Below are 23,235 nucleotides of genomic sequence, written 5' to 3' on the forward strand. Positions count from 1 at the left end.
TTAACCGGGGCTGAACCGCGCGGTTCAGATCGGGTTGGAGGGGCGAGCCTAGAACGGCGTCAACCCGAGAGGGGATCCGCTTTTCCAGGACATCGACACCATGACGACCGAGAAGACCATCGACGGAACCGCCACCGAGATGCCGAGCCCCGCCGCCCCGCGCCGCTCGCGCCGCGGCTGGATCGTCGGCGCCATCGCGGCTCCCCTCGCTTTCGGGGCCGTCGGCCTTTCCCTGGCGCAGAATTCCGGCGTGACCCTCACCCCCGTCGCGCCGGTCACCGTCGCACAGCTCGCCCCTTCCGCCGCCATCGCGGCCAAGGGCGAGGTGGCGGAGATCTTCGGCAACAAGTTCATCCTGCAGGACGGCTCCGGCCGTGCCCTGGTCGAGACCGGCAAGCAGGGCGAGGGCGGCACCCTCGTCACCAAGGGTGAGGCAGTCACGGTGCAGGGCCGCTTCGAGAACGGCTTCCTCCACGCCACCCTCCTCACCCGAGCCGATGGCAAGACGGTGGTGCTCGGTCCGGCGCGGGGCCCGAAGCCCGGTGGCCTCGACTGGGCGAAGGACAAGGTCGGCCTCGGCCCCGAGGTCGATGCACCTGTGCTCACCGCGAAGGTCGAGGCGGCCGGCTATTCCGACATCCGCGTCACGGGACGCGGTCCGCGCCATCTCGACATGGCGGCCAAGGGCCAGGACGGCCGCGAGCGCCTGCTCCATGTCGGGTTCGACGGCGACATCCGCGAGAAGCGCAGCTTCTGACACCACGTGCCGCCGCCGGTGGCTTCTTCCTCGCCGATGGAAGAAGGCCGCCGGGGCGAGCCGTTCCGTCCAGGATGGGTCGCCGGCGGCGAGCGTGCGGCTGCGTTCACGGAGATTTCAGGCGGCGGCCAGGAACCATCGTTTCGGCTCGCCACTTGCCGCTGCGATCGACGCAAGGTCGCGGCTCGCCGGCCATGGACGCGCGACGATCGATCCCCCCAACACGACATTTCCGCCAAGGATCGATCGGATGACGAGCCACACGGCCGCCGACCAGACTCGCGTGCGTGCCCCGTCACAGCGGACGCTGCGCGGGCTCGACGCCCTTAACTTCTTCCTCGCCGATGTCCGCGACGGGCTCGGCCCCTATCTTGCCATCTACCTCATCGCCGTGCGCGGTCCCGACCAGGGTTGGGACGAGGCGACGACGGGAATGATCATGACGATCGCCGGCATCGCCGGACTGATCGCGCAGACGCCGGCCGGGGCTCTGATCGACCGGACCAACCACAAGCGCGCCATCGTCATTGCCGGGGCGCTGGCGGTCACGGCGAGCTGCCTGCTCCTTCCCTTCGTCACGAATTTCTACCTGGTGGCCGCGACCCAGTCCGTGGCCGGCATCGCCGGGGCGGTGTTCCCGCCGGCGCTCGCGGCGATCACCCTCGGCGTGGTCGGGCCGAAGCTGTTCTCCAAGCGCATCGGCCGCAACGAGGGCTTCAACCATGCGGGCAACGCAGTCTCGGCTGCCATTGCCGGCTCGACGGCCTATTTCTTCGGACCCATCGTGGTGTTCTGGCTCATGGCCGTGCTCGCGGTCCTGAGCGTCGGCGCTATGCTGATGGTGCCGGCCAAGGATATCGACGACGATCTCGCGCGCGGTCTCGACGAATCGGCGGAGGAGGGCGGTGAGCAAACCTCCGGAATCCGGGCCTTGCTGCAGAACCGCACCCTGATGCTGTTCGCATTACTGGCGGCGATCTTCCACCTATCCAACGCGGCGATGCTGACCTCGGTGGGCCAGCTGCTGACCAAGCTGTCCGGCAAGGAGAGCGCTACCTCGCTCATTTCGGTCTGCATCGTGGCCGCACAGTTCGTCATGGTGCCGGTGGCGGTCTTCGTCGGCGCCAAGGCCGACGCGATCGGGCGCAAGCCAATCTTCCTCGTGGCCTTCGGCGTGCTCGCCATCCGGGGTGTGCTCTACACCTTCTCGGACAATCCGTTCTACCTCGTCGCCGTCCAGCTCCTCGACGGGATCGGAGCCGGCATCTACGGCGCGCTCTTCCCCATCGTCGTCGCCGACCTCACCCGAGGCACCGGACGGTTCAACGTCTCGCAGGGGGCCGTCGCGACGACACAGGGACTCGGCGCTTCGTTCTCGGCGACGCTGGCCGGTCTCATCATCGTGTCGGCGGGATATTCGACGGCGTTCCTTGTCCTGGCCGGCATCGCGGCGGCCGGGTTCGTCCTTTACCTCGTCGCCATGCCGGAGACCTACGGCTTCGAGCCGCCGAAAACCGCCTCGAAGCCACCGAGCGGCGGCGGGCCGGAGCCGATGGTGGTCTCCCCCGCCTGACGGGGCGACCGATCTCGAACGGGATCGGCAGCGCCACTTCTTCCATCGGCGCATGGCCAGAGAAGGGCCTCCTCCGTACCAAATAGGGGCTCGTCCGAAACGACCGGTACCGGCCCTGTGGCGCCGGTCTTCCGCCGCATACAGGATCTCGTCCGCCCATGTTCGCACTTCCCATGACGCCGCATCTGGTGATCTGGATCATCGCCGGACTAGCGACGCTCGGGGTCATCACCCGGCCCTTCGCCTGGCCGGAAGCGGTCTGGGCCGTGCTCGGCGCCGGCGCGCTGCTAGTGCTTGGCCTGATCTCGCCGGACGCGGCCTGGGACGGCGTGCGCAAGGGGACGGATGTCTACCTGTTTCTCGTCGGCATGATGCTGCTTGCCGAGATCGCCAGGAAGGAGGGGCTCTTCGACTGGCTCGCCGGCATCGCCGTGCGCCAAGCCAGAGGATCGGCGACGCGCCTGTTCCTCCTCGTCTACCTCGTCGGCATCGTGGTCACGGTTTTCCTCTCGAACGATGCCTGCGCCGTGGTGCTGACGCCGGCGGTCTATGCGGCGGCCAAGGCGGCGGAGGCCGAGCCTCTGCCCTACCTCTTCATCTGCGCCTTCATCGCCAACGCGGCGAGCTTCGTGCTGCCGATCTCGAACCCGGCTAATCTCGTTGTCTACGCTACGCATATGCCGCCGCTGACGGAATGGCTCGCCCGGTTCGCCCTGCCTTCGGCCCTGGCCATCGTCGCCACCTACATCGTTCTGCGCCTGACCCAGAACTCGGTCCTGCGGCGGCAATTGATTGCGAAGGACGTCGCGGCGACACCGCTCTCGGGCACAGGCAAAGTCGCCGGTCTCGGCATCGTCGCCACCGCCGGGGCGCTCATCGCCGCCTCGGCCTACGATCTCGAACTCGGCCTACCGACCTTCATCGCCGGGCTCGCCACGACGCTCCTCGTCCTTGCGATCAAGCGCGGTGGAGCGGTCGAGATCATCAAGGACGTGTCCTGGGGCGTACTGCCCCTGGTGGCCGGCCTGTTCGTTCTGGTCGAGGCCTTGGAGAAGACCGGCGTGCTGACCATGGTCGCCGATCATCTCAAGCGCGCGGCCGAGATCTCGCCGGATGCGGCCGCCTGGGGCGGCGGCACGCTCGTGGCGGTACTCTCCAATCTCGTCAACAACCTGCCGGCCGGCCTGATCGCGGGGGCGGCCGTGCAGCAGGCCGACGTCTCCGAGAAAGTCGCCGGGGCGATCCTCATCGGCATCGATCTCGGCCCCAACCTGTCGGTCACCGGATCCCTCGCCACCATCCTGTGGCTCACCGCCATCCGTCGCGAAGGCGAGAATGTCGGCTTCTGGCGCTTCCTCACGCTCGGCCTCCTGGTGATGCCTCCGGCCCTGATCCTGGCGCTGGCCGGCCTCCTCCTCCTGCCGTGATCTCCTCCGTTCGAAAACGCTCCGACCTGAGCCCGGCCCTGCTCCATCGCTTCATCCTGGCCATCGACCATTTCGGCGGGCTCGGAATGCGAGAGCACCGTGCGGGTAAGGCACGGATCGCGGGCGCCACGCTGACGGTCACCGGAATCGGTCTCATCGCGGCGTTCTGACGGGCCATCCACCGGGATTTGTCGGCGTTGCCCCTGCGGGTCATTGCCAGGGTTCGCTTTTTGGTCTCCGGACGTGCTATGCCCCGATAATCCCGCCTGAAGCCGGTCCCGTGCGAAGGGTGTGTGGATCACCCTCCCTTGCCGCCGATCGTGGGTTTTCCCATCCGCTGGCACCCGCCAAGATCGTCGATGTCACGCGCCGCGCGAGCGGGCGCGAGCGGCGACTTCGCCGATGCAGCCCTTGCCAGGGCCGGATGATGCGATCGAAGGATGGTACGCGGGGCGAGGGGAGCGAGGAAGGACGACGATGAGCGACGAAACTGACGCCCGGACCCGTTCCGAAGAGCGCGCCGAGCGCGCCGAACGGATGGCCAAGGAAGGCGCCGAGGCGATGGCGGAGCATCTGCAATCGGTGAAGGCCATCGACGAGCGCACCGTGAAGCTTCGCGCGCTCCGCCTTGCCAAGGAAGCCGCCGATGCCGAGGCGAAGGCCGCCGCTCCCGCGCCGGCCCCCAAGCGCAAGCGCTCCGCGAGCTGAGCCAGAGAGCCTCACCAGGAAACCGACCCATGGCATTCGATCGGACCCGTCGCGCCAGCGACCCCCGCCAGGCGGCGGAAGCCGCCTTCAAGGCCGCCACCACCAAGGCGCCCGACGCCCCCAAACCCGCCGAACGCGCCCCCGCCGCGCCGCTAAGCCCGCCCGGCGCCCGCGAGATGGTGTCCCTGCGCCTCGACAGAGCCGTGCTGGAGCATTTCCAGAAGGACGGCCCCGGCTGGCAGGACCGGATCAACGCTGCGCTGAAGGGCATCGTCGGACTGTAGAGACCGACCGAACTCAGACGGTCCGGCCCGCCTTCGGCAGGCGCTTCTCTTCCCCGCCTATTCTCCCACGCCGAACAGCTTCTCCAGGAAATTCCGGTCGTCCTGGCTCGGCCCGCGGGCGCGCTGGTTGGCAGCGACGCGGGGCGGCGGGGCAGCGGATTGCGGCTCGCCGAGGAGGGCGCCGATAAGTCCCCCCGGCGCACTTCCGGTGGTGGCCGGAACCTCCGCGGGGGCGCGGTTTCGCCAATGGTTCGCGCCCGGCAACATCGTCGGAGTCTGGCCCTTGAGGGCCACCGTCATGTAGGTCTTCCAGATCTCGCCGGGCAGGTTACCGCCGGAGACCTTCTTGGTGGATTCCCCGTCGTCGTTGCCGAGCCAGACGCCGGTGACGAGGGTCGACGAGTAGCCGATGAACCAGGCATCGCGGAAATCCTGGCTGGTGCCGGTCTTTCCGGCGAGGTCCCATCCGGGAACTTCGGCCTTCCTCGCGGTGCCCGAGACGAAGGTCTCATGCATCATCGCGTTCATCATCGAGACGGTCTCGGCATTCATTACCCGGCCGAGATTGGTGTCTTTGCGCTGGTAGAGCGCCTTGCCCGTCGTGCTCTTCACGTTGGCGATGACGTAGGGGTTCACGCCGGTGCCGCCATTGGCGAAGGCGGCGTAGGCGCCCACCATTTCCAGCGGGGTCACTTCCGAGGTGCCGAGCGCCAGTGAGCCGTTGGCCTGTAGCGGCGAGGAGATACCGAGGCGCTGGGCCGCCTGGACCACGGCCTTCGGCCCGACTTCCTGGCCGAGGCGCACGGCCACGGTGTTGAGCGAGAGCGCCAGCGCCTCGCGCAAGGGGACCGGCCCGCGATAGTCGCGCGAATAGTTCTCCGGGTTCCAGCCCTTGATGCTGATCGGCGCGTCGTCGCGCACGGTGTCCGGGGTCAGGCCCCGCTCTACGGCGGCGAGATAGACGAAGGGCTTGAACGAGGAGCCCGGCTGGCGCTTGGCGGTGGTGGCCCGGTTGAACTGGCTCTGCGCATAGTCGCGCCCGCCGATGAGCGCCCGGATCGCACCGTCCGGCTTCATCGAGACCACGGCTCCTTGGGCGACGTTATAGCGCGAGCCCTTCTGGTTCAGCTCGTCCACGAGCGCCTTCTCGGCCGCGCTCTGGAGGCGGGTGTCGACGGTGGTGGTGACGACGATATCGGTGTCGAATTTGGGCAGGAAGTCGTCGAGGACGTCCATGACGAGATCGGCCACGTAATTGGCCGAGCCGCCGCCACGGCTGCTCGCCGGCCGCGCCGGAGTCGCCAGCGCCAGCTTCACCTCGGCGGGCTTGGCGAAGCCGAGTTCCTCCATCGCCGCGAGAACCTGGGCCGCACGCGCCTGGGCGGCGGGCAGGTTGCGGTTGGGGGCGAGGCGCGAGGGAGCCTGGACGAGGCCGCCGAGCATGGCGGCTTCCGCCAGCGTCACCGCCTTGGCGGGCTTGCCGAAATAGCGCTGGGCGGCGGCCTCGATGCCATAGGCGCCTGCGCCGAAATAGACCCGGTTCAGGTAGAGTTCGAGGATCTCGTCCTTGGTGTAGCGGTGCTCCAGCCACAGGGCGAGGATCGCCTCTTGGATTTTTCGCGAGGCCGAGCGTTCCGGCGTCAGGAACAGGTTCTTGGCGAGCTGCTGCGTCAGGGTCGATCCGCCCTGCGAGACGCCGCGGCGGGTGACGTTCTGGGCCACGGCGCGGGCGATGCCCACCGGGTCGACGCCGAAATGGCTGTAGAAGCGCCGGTCCTCGATCGCCACGAAGGCGCGCGGCAGATAGGGCGGCAACTCGCCGATGCTCACCACCCGTCCGCCGGTCTCGCCGCGATTGGCCAGGAGCGAGCCGTCGCTGGCGAGGATGGCGATGTTGGGGGGGCGCTTCGGAACGGCGAGCTGGTCGATCGGCGGCAGTTGCGAGGCGTGGTAGGCCACCAGCCCCGCGATGGCGATGACGCCCCACAGGCCGAGCACGAGCGTGCCGTAGAAGAGACCGCCCAGGAACGAGCGCCGGCGCGGCTTCCGGGCCGGTGTCTTGGCCCGCGCCGAGGGGCGCCGGGGGCCTTCGCCCTGGCCGTTGCTGCTCGTCGCGCGTCTTCCCACACCGCCTCCGGCGCGATCGTCGCCGCTGAGCCGCAGGTTGAGGTCGCTCCGCCCACCGATGCGCCCTTCCGGCACGTCGAAGTTCGGCTCCTCCCGCCCGCGTCCCTTGCGTCCGTTCGCCATGCGTTTCGTCTGAACCTGTGAGCATCCCGCGATCCGAGAGGCTCAGGTACCGCATGGTAAATACGGCGGGTTTAAGGGTTCTTAACCCGCTTCTTTTTAAGCTTTTGAAACCATAGAGAAATTTTAACACGTTCCTCGGGCGTTCCGAGTTGCGTTCCCGGCCCGTTCAAGAGGCCTTGTTCCGCTTGGTGAGGCGTGCCTTGGCGAAACGACGGTGCGCCTCCAGGCTTTCCCGATCGTAAACTTCGGCAGTGGTCGTGCTCTTCGTGTGGCCGGCGACCTTCGCTCCGTCGTCGTTCGTCGCGCCGCCTCCGCGTGCCTCGGTGATCGCTGAAGCGCGGAGGTCGCGCGACCAGAGCGAATCGGGGAGGCCCGCCGCTGCCTTCACCTTCTTCCACCGCGCCTCGAACTGGTGCTGTGTGTACGGCAAGCCCGTGCTCTCGTTGATGACGATGGGGCCGGTCCGCGCCTCGGGTGGGATCTTCTCGATGAGGTCGAGGACCATCGGACAGACCTTGAGGTCGATCGTCACCTCGACGCCGCTGCTGTGCTGCGTCTTCGTCGGGGTGTAGCGGAGCACCATGTCGGCGCCGATATGGCGCCATTCGAGGCCAGCCCATTTCCGGGCGCCACTCGCGACGGTGCATATTACGGGCGCGTTCAACGGATACCATTGCCCAGCCACGTCCCACTGCCTCAGGGCCGTTTCGAATTGGAAGGCATAGCAAAGGGCGGCGCTGCGCTGGTTCAACGTCAAGGCCGTGGCAATGGCGCGCGCCACCTCGGCGCCGGACGCGGCATGCTTGCGCGGGCGATTCGCTGGCAGCCTGAGTTCCCGAATATCATCTCGCAACGGGCGGCACCCACGATGCCCAGCGACAATGCAGAAGGTGAGGGCGGCCTTGATCACCGCCACGCACATGTTGCCGGCGGCCTTATGCTTTCCGTCCGAGCTCCATCCGCGATGCCACCGTTTGATGTCGAGGCCGGTGACCTGGTCGACCCGGTGCAATCCGATCTCCGCCTCGAGGCGGCGGAGGTAAACGATGTACGGCTTCCGCCCGCCTGGTGAGAGGGTGTGGAACGGAGAATCCTCGTGCGTCTGATAGACCCGGAAGACGCTGCCGAGCGTGCCGTCATAGCTGTTGCGGCTGCGGCGAAGCCCATCCATCCATGCCAGCATGTCGTTCTGCAGGCGGGTACATGTGTCCACCAGCAAATCGGGCATATCGAGCAAGTGAGACAGTGGGGCGGATCCGCTCGGATATCCCAGCTCAACCGCCGTCGGCGAGGGGACCCAATAGGCAGCCCAGCCCGTGGCTCGCGGTCTGAGTTTTAGGCCCGGCGCCTTGACGGTCGGCTTGCCCATTGGGCTGTATCCTCGTGGCGATGGTCCCCGGCGCTCGCCTGGGCTGGCCCGTACTGTCGATCGTAGAATGCCCTCACGGCTGGCGTATACCGTTTGCCGTAGAGCTGCGTGGTCTTCGGGAATCCGCACTTTTCCAGCGCCTCGATGCTGGCACACCAAGCGCGCTTGTCGGCTTCGTCCGGGCCGACCACCGCCTCGGCGATGTCGCGGTCTGGCGCGAAGAGCGGGAGGTCGTCGAAGGTAAGGCGAGCGGGCTTTCTCATCATCCGCATCCCGTGGTGGAGCCGCAGGCCTGGCAGGTGAGGCAGGTGCCGGCGCGCTTCATCATGAAGCTGCCGCAGAGCGGACAGGCGTCACCTGTGAAGCCCTGCGTCGCGGCGATCTCGCGCTGTGTCAGCGTGACGGACGGATCTTTCGACGGTTGCGGTGGCGGTGTGGTCTGCGCATCGCCGATGCTCAGCGCAACAACAGGATGAGCCGTCCCCTGAATGTGGAGGAAGAGGGGCGCGCCATCGCGCAGGCGTTCGATCTCCGCTGGCGAGGGCTGCCATGCGGAGATCATCCACCCATCGTTGTCGCAGATCTCCAGCGTGTGGCAGATGCCATCGCGGGCATGGTCCCATCCTTCGGGCGCAGCCATGCGGCGGGTCGCGTCGGCGAGGGGTAAGCTGATCATGGCGTGGACCTCAAAGGGGAGTGCGAATGGCCGACCTGATCCGGCCGCACGATGCCGCGCTGCCGCAGGCGGAAGAGGCGGCCCAGGATCGGATTGCGGGTCTTCAAGCCCATGGCCGCCGCGATCTCAGAGGCGGTGCGGCCGGCGACGCTCATGCGAAGTAGCTCGGCGTCCTTGGTGTCGTCCCAGACGATGGGCGCGGGCATTGGTGCTACTCCGCTGCGAACAGGGTCATTGGGGCGGGGTCGGCGCGACGGTGACCGCCCCCGAATTCCAGGGCGTCGGCGTTAGCCGCGACGAGGGCGTGGGCGAGGTCCGGGCACACAGAGTTCCCGCAGGCCGCGCCCTGTGCCTCCAGGGTGAGCGGGACGATGGTTCCGTCCTCCATCTCGCCGCGATCGATCACGTAATCTGGCCGAAAGCCCTGTGCGTTAAATCGCTCGCGCGGCGTCAGCATCCGCATGCCGATGTCGACGATGGCGTAGGGCTGGCCCTGGATAGTCACCGTCACCACGCCATGCCGAGGCTTGGCGGTCAGGGTGTGCAGCGGGTCGGCCGGGCTCTGTGAGGGCTCGCCCGCGCCGTAGTATTTCTGGATGAAGGCGTAGACGGCCGCCGCGTGGTTGCCGCCGGCCGAGAATGTCGGCGCCGGCGCCTCGATCGAGCCATCCCGGCGGTCGGAGCCACGCAGGTTGAGCATGTGGGCGGCGACGAGGGTCTGATGACCGCCATCTGCCGTGATCGTCGAAACCGGTTCGCGCACGTCGGAGCCCGGCTTGATCGCGCCCTTCCGTTCGGTGTTGTGCTGGGCAAGGAATGCGGCGACCACACCGGCCTTGCCCGCGCCGCCAGCGGTGATCGTCCCAACGGGTTCATTGGCGTCCGATCCGACCGAGGCGCCGAACTGCCGGGTCATGTGGATGGCGGCAAGGCTACCCTCGTTCCCGGTCGGCACTACGACGGGGAACGGCTCCTCGAGCGAACGGGTTCGCGGATCCTGGCCGGGCCGCTCGCCGTAGCGGGGCACCAGGAAGGGCGCGACGATCGCGTTTTGATCCTTCGGACTGGCCGTGATCGTGTGGAGCGGGTCGGTCGCGTCCCGGTTCATGCCGCCCTGCTGGGCGTAGCTAACGAAGGGCGTCACCAGGGCCTCGCCCCGGCTCGCCGTCATCGTGTTCGCAGGCTCGTCAATGTCGTATTCCCGGCGCCCGCGGCTGTCGCCGTGGTTCACGCTGACCAGGAACGGCTTCGCCGCGTCGAGGACGTACCGCTTCGTGCCCTTGGCGATTCGAGCCATGGTGGCGTCGGCGAGCGGTCGGTTCGCGCGGATTCCATGCTTCGCCTTGATCTCGGCGGAGGTCTCGAAAATCGACGGGCAGGGCAGCGACCAATCGATGATTTCAGCAGCCGTCCGCCACGGCAGTAGCCGGCCAGACCGGACGGCCTCGGACTTCGGATCGCCGTGGGTCGGTGCCGGCCAGGCGATCGGCTTCCCGTCCCGGCGCGCGACGAGGAATAGGCGCTTGCGGATGGTCGGAGCGCCGTAATCGCAGGCGCGCAGCTCGCGGTACTCGACCACGTAGCCCATAGCCTCGAAGGCGGCGACGAAGCTGCGGAAGGTGGCGCCGCGCTGGACGGGGCACGGGCGGCCGTCATCGAGCAGCGGGCCCCAATCCTGAAACTCCTCGACGTTCTCCAGGCAGACTAAGCGCGGGCGCTGCCACTTCGGCAGGCTCTTGATCCACCGGACCCCGACCCATGCAAGGCCGCGGATCGCCTTCTCGCGCGGCTTCCCGCCCTTCGCCTTGCTGAAGTGCTTGCAGTCCGGCGACATCCAGAGAAGCCCGACCGGGCGGCCGTTACAGAGCGACACGGCGTCAACGTTCCACACGTCCTCCTCGACGTGATGCGTGTCCGGGTGGTTGATCCGGTGCATCGCGAGGGCGATCGGGTTGTGGTTCAGCGCATAGTCCGGGTCCCGGCCGAGCGCGCGGCGGATACCCTCGGACGCGCCACCGCCGCCCGCGAAGCTGTCAATGATGAGAGGGCGCATCAAATATCGCCCTCCATCCGCCTGATCTCATCGTCGATGTACCAACGGGCCTTCTTCAGATCCTCGATGGCGGACGGTGTCTTGAGGCCGGCGCGCCAGAGGTATTTGATGGCGTTGCCGACATTGAAGCCCATGTGGCGAACGACCGTGATGCACTCCACGCCGCTCGGGTGAGAGGTGTAGTGCTCCGGGTGGTTCACTGGATCGGGGGAAGCCGCGACGCGGCCCGTTTCGATCATAGGCGCGGCTCCTCATCGCGACGGGCGGAGCAAGCGCCCATGATCATCAGCCCGAAGGTGAAGAAGACGACGGCGGTAACCGTGTGGGCGAGGATGGTGCCGATCATGACCGTGCTCCGGCTTGCCGGGCGGCCGGCGGGGTGATGCGGCGGCGGACGGCGCGGGCAGCCTTCACCAGTTGCTCGCCCTCCATGCGGCCGGGCGGGGCGGCGAGGACGACGGCCGGTCGACCCGAGAGGATCGCGCGGGCCTCGTCGCGGTAGGCCTCGATCTCCGCCGATGTGAAGCCGGCGGCAGTGAGGTGGTGGAAGGTGCACGCCTCTTCCGGGCCATGCCGGTGGAGGCGCATGGTCTCCGCCATGAGGCTTATGCGAGTGGCGCGGTCGGGGGCGGCCTTGGCCGCGCGGATGAGGGATGGTGCGGTCACGGCTGAGCCTCGCTGACGAAGAGATCGGGATTGGCGGGACGCGGCGTCCGGGGACGACCGCGACGGGGCTTGCGCTCGGCAATTTCCGCCCGGAGCAGTGCGGTGGTGGTCTCACGCAGGCGCTCGCCGATGGAGGCGTGGGCGCGGTGCTGCCGGCGGGCCTTGGTGTAGGCGGCGGACAGTTCGGCGCGGCGGTGGTGAAGGGTGGTCGGTTTCATCGTCAGACCCTCATCGGCATCAGCACGATCGTCAGATCGTCCGAATTCTTGCGCGTCAGGATGGTGGGTGAGCCGGGGTCGCCGAGGGCGATTTCGATGGCGTCGGCGTCGAGGACGGTGAGGATCTCGGCGAGGTAGTCGCCATTGAAGCCGATGCTCAGCGGCTTGCCGTCGAGTTCGCCGTCCACCTCGTCGGTGGCATCGCCGCTGTCCGGGTTGTGCTGGGAGAGCGTGACGCCGGCCTCGGAGATGTCGAGCTTCACGGCCCGGCCGCGCCCGCCGGAGACCGTCTTCACCCGGTCGAGCGCGCTGGCGAAGTCGGCGCGGGCCAGGGTGAGGCGGTTGCCGTTCTCGGTGGGGATGACGCGCTGGTAGTCGGGGAAGGTGCCGTCGATTAGCTTCGACGTGAGCACCAAGTCGTCGCGCTCCAGGCGGATCTTCGTCGTCGACACCGCGACTTGGAAGAACGCCGCGCCGTCCGTGGTGACGACCTTCTTCAGTTCCTCGACGAGCTTGCGGGGCAGGATGATGCCCGGCATGCCGGCGGCGCCTTCGGGGCGCGGCAGGGTGAGGCGTGAGAGCTTGTGCCCGTCGGTGGCGACGGTGCGCAGGCCGTTGTGGTGGTCACCCTCGGGCCAGGCATGGAGGTAGACGCCGTTGAGGTAATACCGCACCTCCTCGCTGGAGATGGCGAAGCTCGTCTCTGTCACCATGCGGAGCACGTCGGCGACCGGCCACGCGAAGTGGTGGCTCATCTCACCGGCCTGGAGGTCGGGGTAGTCCCCGGCCGGCAGGGTGCCGATCTGGAAGCGCGAGCGGCCCGCCTTGAGCATTATGCGGCCATTGCCGTCAGTATCGTCGAGCGACACGATCGCGCCTTCGGGCAGCTTGCCGACGATGTCGCGCAGCATCTGCGCCGGCACGGTGGTGCTGCCGGGCTCCGCAACCTCGGCGGCGCAGGCGGTGGAGGCTTCCAGATCGAGGTTCGTCGCGCGCAGCGTCAGGCGCTTGCCGTCGGCGGTGAGCAGGGCGTTGGACAGGATCGGAATCGTGTTGCGGCGCTCGACGATCCGCGAGGTGACCGACAGGGCCTTGAGCAGGGCGGAGCGTTCGCAGGTGAGGCGCATGGGTCTGCCGGTGCGAGGGTGAGAAAGGCGGCGGGGCGGCGTGATCGCTGCGCCCCGCCGAAGTGCCTGCGGCGAGAGGGTCCAGGTCGCCGCAGGATCGGGTGTCAGCGAGCGCCGGTTTCGGGGAAGCCGTCGTAGACCGGCAGGCCGGTATCCCTGGCGACGAGATCGACATCGCCGCGCACCATCGCATCCACGGCCTCGTCGGGCCGGTGAAGCTGGTAGGCCCAGAGGATCGCCCCGCCCTGCAGGCGGTAGCGCAGCCGCACCGGCATCCTCACCTGCTCGCCGCGATAGAAGATCGGGATGGAGAGCAGGAACAGGCCCGGCACGGTGAGTTCGCGGCCTTCGGAATCGCGGTGCTCGGTCTCGAACACGAACTGCGTCTCACCGGACTGTAGCTTGACCCGGTTCTTCACCGAGGCGCCGACCTTCACGTCCAGGCCGCGCGCGAGGTCCATGACGTCGGACGGATGCGCGATCTTCGTCTTGAACCGCTGCTCCAGGTCGGCCTCATCCGGCAGAGAGAGGATCGGGGCGGCAAGCTCGTGGACGTGGTCTTCCAAGAACTCGGCGAAATCGCCCTGCGTCATGTAATTGCCGTTCCCGGCGACCCAGACCTTCCACGCCTCGGACAGAGGGAACTCGTAGGCGATGCGGTGGCGGCCGAAGCGTGCGAGCTCGTCCTCGCCGTCGGTCGAGCTCTGGCGGGTGCGAGGCTCGCTGTCGGCACCGACCATCGACCCGGCCTGCGCGTGATAGTCGATCACGGCAAGCATCTTCGGCGCCTTCCAGTTGGCATCGACGAAGATCGCCGTGTCGTGGTTGGCGTGCCTGTTGACGAGTTCGATGAGGGAGCCGAGCGTCAGGGCCGTGGCCGTGCCCTCGCGGAAGGCCGGCTTGGTGCGGTAGGCGTCAATGTCGGACTTGAGGCTGCGCAGCTCCGGTTTGCCGTCCGCGCCGATGATGACGGTGAGGTGCGGTTTGCCGAGCAAGGCCGAGCCGGGAAGCGCCTCGCTCGGGATTTCGAGGAAGCCGGCATTGGCTGCAGCCTTGCGGGCGAGGTCCGCGACTTCCTTAATCGCCGATCCACTGATCTGGCCGATGGGCGCGGAGAGCAGAGGGCCGCTCTGCATCTCGGGATAATCTTGAGCCATGGTGATGGGCCTTCCTGTCAGGCGCTGCGGGAAACGGTGATGTCGACGGCGTCACGGCGGCGGTCGCCGGGCGGGAACATGTCGACCTGATCGGGATGCTGGAGGGACAGGCGGCCATCGCCGGTCACGAAGAAGCTCGACGAGCGGCGGTCCTTCGGAGGCAGCTTCTCGACGATGCTAGCCTTGATGGTGACCATCTCGCCCTTGGCCGAGATCTTCAGCTTGAGATCTACGCCGCCCGTGCCGCCGTCGGCGTCGTGGAGCGCCTGGAGGACGTTGCGGATGGCGACGTTGAAGTCCTTCGAGAGATCGCCGCGCTCGAGCGCGCCGATGATCTCGTCCGTGGTGTTGAGGATCATGCCGAAACGGCCTCCGGTAGGGCGCCGAGCGCCGGGGGTGAGCTGAGAGCGCGGGCGACCGCGAGGGTGCCGGCGAGGCCGGGCAGATCGCGGCGGATGCGGCGGGCGACCGGGCTGCGCGCCGTGTCGGCCTGCGAGCAGAGCAGGGTGAGATCGTCTTCAGTCAGGACGATATCCGTCGGAACGGTGGTGTCCGGAACGTCGAGCGCATGCGCCGTGCGACGCAGGGCTACGCGGCCGGCGGCTACGTCGCCGCTGGTGGATCAGTCCCGAGCCCGGCCTCCCCGTCGGTCCTCAAGGTCGTCCCAGTCATGCCGGCCGCGCCCGCTCAGAAGCCGGCCCCGATGTCCGGCCCCATCACCATCGGCGGCACCATGCTCAGCATCACGCAGCCCGGCGCTTCCATCCAAGAAATCCGTCTGCTCCTCGAGGATCATGACCGGGCTCTCCCGGCCAAGATGCGGGATATCCAGCGGCGGGCCGGGGCCTGACGCATGGGCTATTTCGATGCGACCCGCGCGGCGGCCCTGCGCGGCGACGTCATTCGTGCTGCGCTCCTGGTGTTCTTCGATTTCCGCGACGATCCCGGCCGGTTTTGGCTGGGCTCGGGATCGCTGCGGACGCTCGACAGCAAGGTCTGGCGCGGCTCCGAGGGCATGGGCAAGATCACCGGCCTTGATAGCCCGGTGGGGACTACAGCCCCCGTCGCCACCTTCACACTGGCCGGAACGAACGCCCGCACCGCGGCACTCGCTCGCAGTCAGCGCACGCTGGTCAAAGGCCGAGACGTCTGGGTCTACATCCAGTTCTTTACCGACACCTGGGCGCTGCTCGATCAGCCGGCCGTCATCTGGCAGGGCGAGATGGACCAGATGAAGTTCGAGGCCAAAGGCAACGGCATCTACAATGTCAGCGTGTCGGCCGAGTGCCCTTGGGCGAACCGCTCGAAGGCACCCTACGGCTACCTGACCGACACGGATCAGAACGCCCGGTTCCCTGGCGATCGGGGGCTTGAGCAGGTCGCGAGCCTTCCCGGCAAAACGATTTACTGGCCTGCGTGAGTATCGAACGACTGACGCGACTCCGTCAGCATCTGGTCGTGGGCGCCGCTTCCCCCTTCGTATGGGGGCGGTGCGATTGCTCGCTCTGGCCCTGCGACTGGATCGCCGGCGAAGTCGGAACCGATCCGGCTGCGCACCTGCGCGGTACCTATCACGACGCTCTGTCCTGCTCTCGGCTCCTCAAGCGCGAGGGCGGCCTGCCAGCCCTTGCCGCCAGCCTCGCCGTCCGGGGCGGGCTGGCTCGAACTGCCGACCCCATCCCAGGCGATGTCGGCGTCATCGAAACCCGGATTGGTGCATTCCTGATGCTGAATTGCTCCGGCTCTGGTTGGGCCTGGAAAACTCGCGACGGCGTCCTGTTCGGCTCGGCCAGCCCTCTCATGGCTTGGTCTGTCTAATGGCGGAGACGATCGGTTTCGCCATCCTGAGCGCACTGGCGGAGGCTGGTGCCGTATCGGCGGCAACGGCGGCGTCGGCAACGGCGGCGACCATCGCGGGCAGTGCGACGATCCTTGGCGCGTCTTTGGGCGGCCAGCTTCTCATCAGCGCGCTCACCGCGCCCAAGCAGCGGGATCAGGCGCAGCAGGCCACGCTCAACGAGGCGATGGGCGCGCGCATCCGGATCTACGGTCGCGCGATGGTGGGCGGGAAGCGGGCGTTCTGGGACGCTCGAAACAATAACCTCTATCAGATCATCATGATTGCCACCGACCGCATCGACGGCATTGAGCAATACTGGATCGGCGACAGGCACATCTCGACAAGCGCAGGTGAGGACGGCGGAGCCACGATTGATTATCCCTACCTCAACCGCATCCAGTTCGAGGCACGCCTTGGCGACAAGAACCAGCCGGCCTCTGCTATCATCAGACAAGCATACCCGGAGATGTGGACTGCGGCGCATCAGCTAAACGGTATCGCTTACGTCGCGTGCCTCTTCCTCGGTGTGAAGAAAGAAGAGGTGTCGATCATCTATCCGCAGGGGTACGCGACGGTTCTTCGTTTCGTCGTCCGCGGCGCCCGTGTCTGGGATACGAGTAATTCGGCTCAGGACCCCGACAACGACGCTACGTGGGCCTTTTCCGAAAGCCCGGCCCTGTGCATCCTCGACTACCTGCGCCACCGCGACGGGATGCGGTTCGCGCGCTCGCGGATGGACGTGCCTTCGTTCGAGGCCTTTCGCGCCGAGTGCGCCGAGGCCGTGGCACGTAAGGATGGGACGCTTGAGCCGCGCTACCGGATCGGCGGCACCTACAGTCTTCTGGAAGCCCCGAAGAACGTCCTCGCTCGCATGTGCGATACCTGCGAAGCGCAACTCGTGCGTCGGCCCTCCGGTCTGATCGGCATCCGTGGGGGCAAGTATGTGGCCCCCCTCGTCAACATCTCCACGAAGAATATCGTCACCGCGTCCGTGACCGACGGCGTGGACAAGCTCGACGCCTATAACCGGATGAGCGTGTCCTACACGGACCCGGACAACTTCTACGGCCCGACCGAGCTTACCTCGCGCGAAGACGAGGCCTCGCAGTCGCGGGTCGGGCAGCTCGACACGGGCTTTGACTTGGTCATGGTCCCGAGCTGGACGCAGGCGGCGCGCCTCGCGAAGATCCGCTTCGACAACGACAACCCGGATTGGAAGGGCACGCTCGGGACCGACTTCTCTATCCTCGACGCCCTCGACCAGGAAACGGCGCAGGTGACCTTCGATCCCATGCCTGAGATCGGGCCGATGATCGACGCGCCCTGCCGACTGTCCTCGTTCTCCATTCGTGGCGATCTTTCCGGCTGCGACGTCGGCTTCGCGTCTGTCCGGCCGTCGACCTACCAGTGGGATCCGGCAACCGAAGAGCCACCGCGGCCGACGGCGCCCATGGCCATCCAAAGCATCGACGTGATCGCTAAGCCGATCGTCAGCATCCGTGCGGAGCGCCGAGCGATCGGCAACGGAACGGTGGGCGTCTGGGCCGTCGTCACATGGCTGGCGTCGAGCCGTGCCGACGTGATCCCTGAGGCGCAGGTCAAGCTCACGGGCTCCCCTGACACGGAATATCGGCAGATCGGCATTCGTGCCGACAGCCTGTCCGCCGAAGCCGGCCCGCTGACCGACACGCAGTCCTTTACCTTCCGCGTCCGCTTCCGGATCGGGGGCAAGTCGTCCGATTGGAGCGACACGGTAACGCTCGCGGTAACAGCCGACGCGACGGCACCGAACGTGCCGGCCTACAGCTCGGCGACGCTCAGCGGGACGACGGTCAACCACGCGATCAAGCAGTCCGGCGGCAACGCCCGAACCGTTCAGCTCTTCCGCGCCAACGGCTTCGGCAAGGTGTTCGCGGATGCTGCCCTTAGCGTCAGCAAGGCAGTCGACCCGAACCAGCCTGACACGCTCCCCGACACGATCTCACTCGGCTACATCACCTGGTGGCTGACGGCTCAGAACGGGTCCGGCGTTTCGAGCGCACCGAGCGCCTCGCAGTCGCTGCTCTACGTGACCCAGCCGGGCGCAAAGAACTCGTTCCCGAACGATCTGTCGAACGCCGAGTGGGTGCGCTCGGCGATTGGCCAGCCAGTGGCGCAGGGAACAGGTCCGGATGGTGCTCAGGCTACCTTCCTGCCGGAGACGACGGCCAACGGCGCCCACACGATCGCCTATCGCTCCACCGGCCTCACGTCGGGCGGTAAGGTGCGCGCGGTCTGGGGATTGAAGGCTGCAGGCCGCACAAACGGCCGGCTCGATCTGATCGATAGCAATGGGTCTGCCTACGCCCGCCTTCTGTTCGATTTGACGGCCGGTACTGTGACCATGTCGTCTATCAGCGGGACGGTCTTCAGCGCCACGACCTCCTCCATCGTGAAGCTGCCGAACGACTGGTGGTTGGTCATTTTCCAGGCGACAGCGGCCACCACGGCGGTTGAGAGCCGCCTGCTGCTCAGCAGCGGCGGAACGACCTTCTCCTACATCGGCGACACGACCAAAGGCCTCCTCGCCTGGGCCTGCTCTCTCGCCCCGGTGACCTGATGGCATCTCTCCCCTGGCCTTCGGTCCTCAGGATCGCATCCGAGCGGTGGAACCCGAACAAGGGCACATCGAAAAGCGGCGGCCGGTCAGTAACCAACCGGGAACTGATTGTCGTCGGCCCGACTGGCTACGTCACCGCGAGCCTGACGGTGCCCGTCAACAGGCCGGCCGAAGTCCTCGCCATGCAGGCGCTGCTCGCCGGCCTCGATGGGCGGGCTGGCACGTTGCTGGTAGGCCCGCGTCTAGGTGCCCGCGTGCCCTGGGCTATCGATCCTTTGACGGGCGGCCGGATATCTCGATGCAGGGGCGATAAGGATGCCGCTCGCGACCCCGCCTGGGATGCGAACGCAGACACCTCGGCCGATCTGGATTTCCGCTTGGCTCTCGCGGCGCCGCTCAATGCCACGACCCTGACCATTCAACGCAATCGCGGCGGCTTCCTCATCCCCGGCATGATGTTCAGCATCGCCGGGCGTCTTCACATCATCATTGCCCTCGCCAGCCCCGACCCTGCCGGAGCCGGCGGGCTACCCGCACCAGGCAACATCAGCGTCGTGGTCCGGCCGTGGCTGCGGGCGGACCACGCGGCCGGCGCCGTTTTGGAATTCGCCCGGCCGCTCTGCACGATGCAGCGTGCATCTGACGATGACGCTGAGATCGAGTTGCAGCTCTCGCGGTTCGGCACCGTCAGCCTCGACCTCGTCGAAGCCCCCTAGCGCACCCCTTCCAAACCGAGGACCGCATGGCCCTACCTCAACTCTCGTCTTCGGACGTGGGCGCTCCCGCGCGCGACAAGATCAACGCTGCCATTGTCGAGGCGGACAAGGTCGGCGGTATCGCGGCGGCACTGGCAGCGCTGCAGATCACACTCGCCCCGTACACCGACCTCGTAGGCGGCACGCCCAATCGCCCCGGTGACTCGCGCACGCTGTTCACCCGGCAGATGACGGGGGCTCCGAAGCTTCGGCCTGCCATCGATAAGGGCACTGTCGAGAACGGCGGCGAGCTCGGTCAGGTGCTGCGCATCGCCGGCGCCGATACCGATCCCGGCCTCGGCTACATCGATGTCGCGCCGCGTCGGGCCTATTACATGCGCCCCGGTCGCGCGTACCTCGTGCGGCACGCTTTTGCCCGCTTTCAAGATCCGACCGACCCGGCGAACAATGCCGTTGAGTTGCGGTTTCAGAACCTCAGCTCGACGTTCGGCGTCGTCAGTGATGTGCGGTTCGGTGATCCCTACACGCCGTTAAAAAATGTCGGCGCCTACTTCGTCGACACCTTCATCGGGAAGGCCGGCGCTCCGGGCTCCAATAGCTACACGGTGCCGGAAACATCGCGCTACGGCGTCCCGTATTTCCGGGTCTATGGCAACGGGCATCAGACCGACCTCGGAGAAGTCTGGCTCTACGATGTGACCGACGCCCTTGCCGGCGGCGCAGATATCGCCTCGCTTTTGGCGCGCGTTGCGACGCTGGAAAGAGGCCAAGGGCAGGCGCAGAGCGCGGGCATCATCCAGCGCAACACCTGGAGCAGCGGCGGCACCGCCGATACCGCGCTCTCGTTGGTGACGCCGGTTCTCAACACGATCGGCCGCGTGCCCGACACCGATACCGGAAGCCACGCCGGCATCTCGACTGAGGCGGGTTACGGCGTCCCTGGCCCCGGTCTCGTTCCCAACGCGGGCGAGTATGCGCCGACGGGAACGCCCGTGGCGTGGCGGCGTACCGGCGACACGACGTCGAAAGCGGCAGCGGCGGCTCTGCTCGCTGGCGCTCCGGTCAAAACCATCATCGCCGACGCCGAATTCGTGATGACGGTTAGCGCCGACAAGAAATCGACATCCCTCATCCCATGGGCGGATTTCAAAACCTTGCTAGAGGGCATTTCCGTGGAGAAGAGATTTCGGTTCTACCAAGAGCCAACAAACTTCGGTCCCGACGCGAAGCTCTGGTGGGCCAGCGATCTCTTCCGCAATGGCGGGGAGATCGTCCATAATGGCCAGTCGGGGACATTGCTCATCGGTTACGGCAAGCCGCCGCTCCCCTACAGCGCTCATACAAAAACACTTGGCCCTGGTGACTGGGAGAGCTTCCGAGACGGCTCGCAGCAGGCGATCTATCTGGCCTCCGCCGACAGTATCCAGATCCCGGTTTATTCGTTTTTCACCAACACCAGCAACGTCAATCCGCTATCGGATGCCTTGGCTGACGCCTGGATTACCCGCATGTCGGGTACGCAAAGCACGGCCGATCGCACCACGCTCCGTGCTCTCTACAAACGGCTCTACGCCGATGGAGCCGGACCCTTGCGGAAGTTCCGCACGGCCTATCTCCTCGCAAACACCGACCCTTCGTCCTCGCGTATCGACATGGTTCGCGATGGCAAGCGCATTACGCTCTTCAACGACCCGGTACACACGGCCAAGCGCGGTTTCCTCGGCGAACCTAGCCGCTCGACCTATTTCGATTGGGGGTATGTGCCGGCGACGGATACGGGAATTAATCCGAACAACTACTCAATGGGCGTCTATGCGGACTCCGGGCTCGATATTGCGGGCTCCTTCGCCATGGGCGCTCAGACCCTGGCCATCGGCGTAAACCGCCCTGGCCCGTCCGGGACGGCAAGGTCAGCGTCGACTTCGACTGATGTCGTCACGGTCACGGATCGCGGCGGACTATTTGCTGCGTCGCGCAATACCTCCGACAAGTACCGCTACATCTACAAGCAGACCGCCCAAGACGTCGTGCGCGCATCTTCCGCGTTCAGCGGCAATAACTTCTCAATGCTCGGCCTTTGCAACACGGGAACGACCGGTGCCACTGCCTTCACGCAGACGACGCCGCGCTTCATGTTTGTCGGGGAGTACATGACCGACGCAGAACTGTTTCTGATCGACACGGCTATGGCCGAGTACATGGCCGCGATTGGATCGTAACCGATGGCAACCTTCAACTTCGATCTCATCGTCTACGGCGGGACCATCCACGGTCTCATCACCGCTCGGCGTGCCGCCAGTTACGGCATGACGGTCTGCGTCCTGGAATGGACGAAGCACGTCGGTGGCATGTTCACCGGCGGCCTCGGCGTCGGGGATTGGTCGACCCCGCGCTGGGGCTACATGAAGCAGATGCTCCAGCGCATCGCGTCGCGGCCTCCCTACAACATGACGGACGGCTCCGAGATGAAGGACCGTTCGTCGATCGAGGCCAAGGAGGCGATGACCTTCTTCCTCCTCGACAGCCCGAACGTGACGGTGATCAAGAATGCCCGGCTCAAGCAGGTCGTCCCGGACCCGGCAACGGGCGCGGTCAAGAAGGTCGTGCTGGAGAACGGCGATATCTACAACGCGCTCCACTCGACCAACGACGGCTCCTACGAAGTGGATCTCGCCTTCATGGCGAAGGTACCGATGCGCGGCGGACGCGACGGGGTGACGCTCTACGACGAGCAGGTGGACAACCCCGACCGGGGCGGCGGCATGAGTACGCCAGGTTTCAATCCAGGCCACCATGCTCCGCAAAACTTTCGCGGCTACGATTTGCGCGGCGATCGCATCAGGAACCAGACGCAACCCCCACGGCCTGGGATGCGCCTTGGGGAAGGGTCGGCTGTTTCGCAGAGCTACGGCTGGCGGTTTTCTCTCATGCGGAACGTCGAGAGTATCCCGTGGAGCAAACCGTCAGGCTGGGGACCGGCCGACTCGAAGCGTATCGTCGAGATGACGAACAACACGCAGAACTTCGCCAACCCTCCAGATGGCTCGGCTTCCGGGTCTTCATTCCCTTACTCGGTCTCCGCCCGTGGGATCTCGGGTACTGTAACCGGCCAGCCCGGACGCTACTCCACCAACGGCACGGACATGCCGGGGATTTTTACCGACGGGTGGTGCGAGATGTCGTACCGCCAGCGTGAGATCAAGCAGTCCAAGGCCGCCATTGAGGTCATGGGAGCTCATTGGGTCTGGGCGAACGACTCCCGCATCTCTGGTGTAAAGCGTACTGGCATTATCCAGTGGGGTCTGCCGCTTGATGAATTCGTAGACGATTATATTGAGTTCCCCGGCTGGCCTGCGGGCTTCTACGTCAGAGACGGGCGGTGCATTGTCGGCCAATACATGATGTCGCTCACCGACGTCATTGGTCGGCCCAGCGGGACCAAGTTCAACCCTGCGGACGCGATTTCCACCGGCGGCTACCCGATCGACATTCACACCGCCTACTATTTCACGCGGTCTGATGGCCTCGTGAACAAGGACGGCGGTACGGACTACACCGAACTCGACTACGGCATCTCACTCCGCGCCTGTCTCCCCGAGGCCAACGTCTGCCCAAACATGACCGTCTCGTGGGGGCTGTGCGGAACGTCGATCTTCCGATCCTCCTACCGCATGGAAGAGACGGTTGCCTGCGTGGCGGATGCCCTTGGCATGTTGCACGGCATCGCCTGGAGCACCGGCCGCACTATCGGGCAGGTTCCGTATTCCGAATTGAAGGCCGCCCTAACGGCGGTCGGCGCCGTCACAACCGTTTGA

General features: G+C 66.5%; 25 protein-coding genes. 13 read left to right on the top strand and 12 right to left on the bottom strand.

What is annotated here, in order from left to right; translation table 11 throughout:
• Positions 1-100 precede the first annotated feature (100 nt).
• The 6 genes from ACYQML_RS07205 (at position 101) to ACYQML_RS07230 (ending at position 4,749) form a co-directional block, all read left to right on the top strand.
• Entirely contained in the window at positions 101-757 is a 657-nt protein-coding gene (locus ACYQML_RS07205; RefSeq protein ID WP_461235130.1) for a DNA-binding protein, read from the top strand.
• A gap of 250 nt (positions 758-1,007) precedes the next feature.
• Positions 1,008-2,330, top strand: coding sequence for an MFS transporter (locus tag ACYQML_RS07210; RefSeq protein ID WP_461235131.1), 1,323 nt, complete (start codon positions 1,008-1,010; stop codon positions 2,328-2,330).
• 158 nt (positions 2,331-2,488) lie between these two features.
• Positions 2,489-3,757: an arsenic transporter gene (locus ACYQML_RS07215; protein WP_461235132.1), complete on the top strand. Its 1,269-nt coding sequence runs from the start codon at positions 2,489-2,491 to the stop codon at positions 3,755-3,757.
• Complete coding sequence (locus ACYQML_RS07220) at positions 3,754-3,927, top strand: hypothetical protein (RefSeq protein ID WP_461235133.1); 174 nt, start codon at positions 3,754-3,756, stop codon at positions 3,925-3,927. Before ACYQML_RS07215 ends, ACYQML_RS07220 begins: the two co-directional genes overlap by 4 nt.
• A 307-nt stretch (positions 3,928-4,234) precedes the next feature.
• Entirely contained in the window at positions 4,235-4,465 is a 231-nt protein-coding gene (locus tag ACYQML_RS07225; protein WP_056427912.1) for a hypothetical protein, read from the top strand.
• Positions 4,466-4,494: 29 nt separating this feature from the next.
• Complete coding sequence (locus tag ACYQML_RS07230) at positions 4,495-4,749, top strand: BrnA antitoxin family protein (RefSeq protein WP_056427909.1); 255 nt, start codon at positions 4,495-4,497, stop codon at positions 4,747-4,749.
• Between the two features lie 57 nt (positions 4,750-4,806).
• On the opposite strand, the gene ACYQML_RS07235 is transcribed toward ACYQML_RS07230, so the two are convergent.
• The 12 genes from ACYQML_RS07235 to ACYQML_RS07290 form a co-directional block, all read right to left on the bottom strand.
• Positions 4,807-6,999, bottom strand: a complete 2,193-nt coding sequence (locus ACYQML_RS07235; RefSeq protein WP_419952961.1) for a transglycosylase domain-containing protein — start codon at positions 6,997-6,999, stop codon at positions 4,807-4,809.
• 166 nt (positions 7,000-7,165) lie between these two features.
• Positions 7,166-8,368 (bottom strand): tyrosine-type recombinase/integrase, encoded by a 1,203-nt coding sequence (locus ACYQML_RS07240; protein ID WP_461235135.1) that lies wholly within the window; start codon positions 8,366-8,368, stop codon positions 7,166-7,168.
• Positions 8,335-8,631 (bottom strand): hypothetical protein, encoded by a 297-nt coding sequence (locus tag ACYQML_RS07245; RefSeq protein WP_461235136.1) that lies wholly within the window; start codon positions 8,629-8,631, stop codon positions 8,335-8,337. The genes ACYQML_RS07240 and ACYQML_RS07245 overlap by 34 nt, the downstream gene beginning before the upstream one ends.
• Positions 8,631-9,044, bottom strand: a complete 414-nt coding sequence (locus ACYQML_RS07250; RefSeq protein ID WP_461235138.1) for a hypothetical protein — start codon at positions 9,042-9,044, stop codon at positions 8,631-8,633. Before ACYQML_RS07250 ends, ACYQML_RS07245 begins: the two co-directional genes overlap by 1 nt.
• Positions 9,041-9,250, bottom strand: a complete 210-nt coding sequence (locus ACYQML_RS07255; RefSeq protein ID WP_461235139.1) for a hypothetical protein — start codon at positions 9,248-9,250, stop codon at positions 9,041-9,043. The genes ACYQML_RS07250 and ACYQML_RS07255 overlap by 4 nt, the downstream gene beginning before the upstream one ends.
• A 5-nt stretch (positions 9,251-9,255) precedes the next feature.
• Positions 9,256-11,097, bottom strand: coding sequence for a DNA cytosine methyltransferase (locus tag ACYQML_RS07260; protein WP_461235140.1), 1,842 nt, complete (start codon positions 11,095-11,097; stop codon positions 9,256-9,258).
• Positions 11,097-11,336, bottom strand: a complete 240-nt coding sequence (locus ACYQML_RS07265; protein WP_461235141.1) for a DUF3310 domain-containing protein — start codon at positions 11,334-11,336, stop codon at positions 11,097-11,099. The genes ACYQML_RS07260 and ACYQML_RS07265 overlap by 1 nt, the downstream gene beginning before the upstream one ends.
• A gap of 103 nt (positions 11,337-11,439) precedes the next feature.
• Entirely contained in the window at positions 11,440-11,763 is a 324-nt protein-coding gene (locus ACYQML_RS07270) for a hypothetical protein (protein ID WP_461235142.1), read from the bottom strand.
• Entirely contained in the window at positions 11,760-11,981 is a 222-nt protein-coding gene (locus ACYQML_RS07275) for a hypothetical protein (RefSeq protein ID WP_461235143.1), read from the bottom strand. The genes ACYQML_RS07270 and ACYQML_RS07275 overlap by 4 nt, the downstream gene beginning before the upstream one ends.
• 2 nt (positions 11,982-11,983) lie before the next feature.
• A complete protein-coding gene (dnaN, locus tag ACYQML_RS07280; protein WP_461235144.1) occupies positions 11,984-13,108 on the bottom strand; it encodes a DNA polymerase III subunit beta in 1,125 nt (374 codons plus the stop codon).
• A 104-nt stretch (positions 13,109-13,212) separates the two neighbouring features.
• Positions 13,213-14,265, bottom strand: coding sequence for a DUF2303 family protein (locus tag ACYQML_RS07285; RefSeq protein WP_461235145.1), 1,053 nt, complete (start codon positions 14,263-14,265; stop codon positions 13,213-13,215).
• Positions 14,266-14,282: 17 nt separating this feature from the next.
• Positions 14,283-14,624, bottom strand: a complete 342-nt coding sequence (locus ACYQML_RS07290) for a hypothetical protein (RefSeq protein WP_461235146.1) — start codon at positions 14,622-14,624, stop codon at positions 14,283-14,285.
• 209 nt (positions 14,625-14,833) lie between these two features.
• Here ACYQML_RS07290 and ACYQML_RS07295 point away from each other — a divergent pair, with 209 nt between their 5' ends.
• From ACYQML_RS07295 to ACYQML_RS07325, 7 genes are read left to right on the top strand one after another with little or no spacing between them, the layout of a single operon-like run.
• Complete coding sequence (locus tag ACYQML_RS07295) at positions 14,834-15,115, top strand: hypothetical protein (RefSeq protein ID WP_461235147.1); 282 nt, start codon at positions 14,834-14,836, stop codon at positions 15,113-15,115.
• A gap of 3 nt (positions 15,116-15,118) precedes the next feature.
• Positions 15,119-15,685, top strand: coding sequence for a hypothetical protein (locus ACYQML_RS07300; protein WP_461235148.1), 567 nt, complete (start codon positions 15,119-15,121; stop codon positions 15,683-15,685).
• Positions 15,682-16,083, top strand: coding sequence for a DUF6950 family protein (locus tag ACYQML_RS07305; RefSeq protein ID WP_461235149.1), 402 nt, complete (start codon positions 15,682-15,684; stop codon positions 16,081-16,083). The genes ACYQML_RS07300 and ACYQML_RS07305 overlap by 4 nt, the downstream gene beginning before the upstream one ends.
• A complete protein-coding gene (locus ACYQML_RS07310; RefSeq protein ID WP_461235150.1) occupies positions 16,083-18,704 on the top strand; it encodes a phage head spike fiber domain-containing protein in 2,622 nt (873 codons plus the stop codon). Before ACYQML_RS07305 ends, ACYQML_RS07310 begins: the two co-directional genes overlap by 1 nt.
• Positions 18,704-19,420 carry a hypothetical protein gene (locus ACYQML_RS07315; protein WP_461235151.1) on the top strand — a complete coding sequence of 239 codons (717 nt, stop codon included), beginning with the start codon at positions 18,704-18,706 and terminating at the stop codon, positions 19,418-19,420. Before ACYQML_RS07310 ends, ACYQML_RS07315 begins: the two co-directional genes overlap by 1 nt.
• Positions 19,421-19,446: 26 nt before the next feature.
• Positions 19,447-21,639, top strand: a complete 2,193-nt coding sequence (locus ACYQML_RS07320; protein ID WP_461235152.1) for a hypothetical protein — start codon at positions 19,447-19,449, stop codon at positions 21,637-21,639.
• A gap of 3 nt (positions 21,640-21,642) precedes the next feature.
• A complete protein-coding gene (locus ACYQML_RS07325; protein ID WP_461235153.1) occupies positions 21,643-23,235 on the top strand; it encodes an FAD-dependent oxidoreductase in 1,593 nt (530 codons plus the stop codon).

Source organism: Methylobacterium sp. CM6244 (assembly GCF_054817885.1).